The 1,716-nt window shown below is 66.3% G+C and carries 3 protein-coding genes; 1 reads left to right on the top strand and 2 read right to left on the bottom strand.

The window, feature by feature from the left end:
* Positions 1-98 precede the first annotated feature (98 nt).
* Entirely contained in the window at positions 99-557 is a 459-nt protein-coding gene (locus tag VMR03_RS16260) for a thermonuclease family protein (RefSeq protein ID WP_325407060.1), read from the bottom strand.
* Positions 558-715: 158 nt separating this feature from the next.
* Positions 716-958, bottom strand: coding sequence for a succinate dehydrogenase assembly factor 4 (locus VMR03_RS16255; protein WP_325407058.1), 243 nt, complete (start codon positions 956-958; stop codon positions 716-718).
* 98 nt (positions 959-1,056) lie between these two features.
* Here VMR03_RS16255 and VMR03_RS16250 point away from each other — a divergent pair.
* A partial coding sequence (locus VMR03_RS16250) for a M48 family metalloprotease (RefSeq protein ID WP_325407056.1) occupies positions 1,057-1,716 on the top strand: 660 nt, incomplete at its 3' end.

Here is a 1,716-nt window from a genome sequence, read left to right as displayed (position 1 = left end):
CGTCAGCCAGTGGGAGCGCGGTGAAAAACACCCGAAAGGCACATCTCTGAAATTGTTGACGCTGGTCGATAAAAAGGGACTGCAATCGGTCGCCTGACCTAACCCCGCGCGCCGCTGCCGCCGGCAAGCTCGCACCAGCTTTCGCGCTTGGCGCCGTCATAGCCGCGTGCGAGCCCGCGCGCCCTGAGCGCGGCGCTGAAATCCGGCGTTGCGTCGTTCGAGACATTGGCGATGACGCGGCCACCGAACTTGTCACGCTTGATATTGGTGAGGCGCACCGGCCCGCCATCGCTCAGCCGCGCGAGATAATCGCGGGCCCGCGCGGCGCCTTCGCGCTCCTGCGGACATTTGCCCTTGAGCTCCGGCGCATCGATCCCGGCGAGCCGCACATCGACGTCGACCGTCTGGCCGAGCCAGATCTCGGCCCTGACCGCCAGCGTGTCGCCATCGACGACGCGGACGACCTCCGCCTCGACGGGCCCGCGCAACACGTCCTTCGCTTCGGCGGGCGAAGCGGCCATGAGAACGGCAAGACTGACAAGAAACCGGGCGCGCATGGGTCCACTCGTTACAAAGCAATCGCGCCTGCCCCCCGGCGCAAAACAAATCCCGCCGGCCTTGCCCGAGACCAGCGATATAGGATTTAAATCACATATATAGGAATCCGGAGCGATTCGCGAGCGGTGCGCGCCGGAACCGAGCGGAAACGCGCGCTTCAGAAATCGCTGACGATACCTTTGACTTCCCAGTCGCCGTAACGTGTCGGCTCGGCGCCGATCTGCGTCCCCTTGGGCCCATTGATCTCGCGGGGCACGGGATTCCCGGCGCGGGCTTCGTCGGCGGCGCGGCGGCGTTCCTCGGCTTCGGCCAGCGCCCGCTTGGCGGCGGGGCTCAGCACCTTGGGCGGCGTCTCTTCCGCCGTCCGTTCATCCGCCTGCCTGTCCGTTTCGCCGTTCATGACCCGCTCGCTTGAAGGGACTTCGTCGCGGCTACATATAAGACCTCGATCCCCGCGGCGCCAGTTCGAGGCGCGCCGGGACCAACAGGAAGGACCCGATGAACACCGTCAAGACAGGCATTCTGCTCGCCGCCCTCACCGCGCTCTTCATGGGGCTCGGCTATCTGATCGGCGGTGCGGGCGGCGCGACCATTGCCTTTTTCGTCGCCGCCGCGATGAACCTCTTCGCCTACTGGAATTCCGACCGCATGGTGCTCTCGATGTATGGCGCCGAGCGCGTCGACGAGACGAGCGCACCCCGATATGTGCGCCTCGTCGCGCAGCTCGCCGAGAATGCCGGCATGCCGGTGCCCGCGACCTACATCATCCATTCGGATCAGCCCAATGCCTTCGCGACCGGCCGAAATCCGGAACACGCCGCCGTCGCCGCGACGACGGGCCTCTTGCAGATGCTGACGCCGGAAGAACTCGCTGGCGTGATGGCGCACGAGCTGAGCCACATCCGGAACCGCGACACGCTGACCATGACGATCACGGCGACGATCGCCGGCGCGATCTCGATGCTGGCGAATTTCGCGTTCTTTTTCGGCGGCAACCGCGAGAACAATGGCGGCTTCATCGGCACGCTGGCGTTGGCGATCCTCGCGCCCATCGCCGCCGGCCTCGTGCAGATGGCGATCAGCCGCACGCGCGAATATGACGCCGACGCCTCGGGCGCCGAGATTTCCGGCCGCCCGCTCTGGCTTGCCTCGGCGCTC

This window comes from Parvibaculum sp. (assembly GCF_035511255.1).
Classification (GTDB): Bacteria; Pseudomonadota; Alphaproteobacteria; order Parvibaculales; family Parvibaculaceae; genus Parvibaculum.
Note: the sequence above shows the minus strand (reverse complement) of the source record. Positions and strands in the feature narration are given on the sequence as shown.

Excerpts from the sequence above, each read along its gene's own strand:
- VMR03_RS16260 (WP_325407060.1), bottom strand. The coding sequence starts at position 557 with ATGCGCGCCCGGTTTCTTGTCAGTCTTGCCGTTCTCATGGCCGCTTCG.
- VMR03_RS16255 (WP_325407058.1), bottom strand. The coding sequence starts at position 958 with ATGAACGGCGAAACGGACAGGCAGGCGGATGAACGGACGGCGGAAGAG.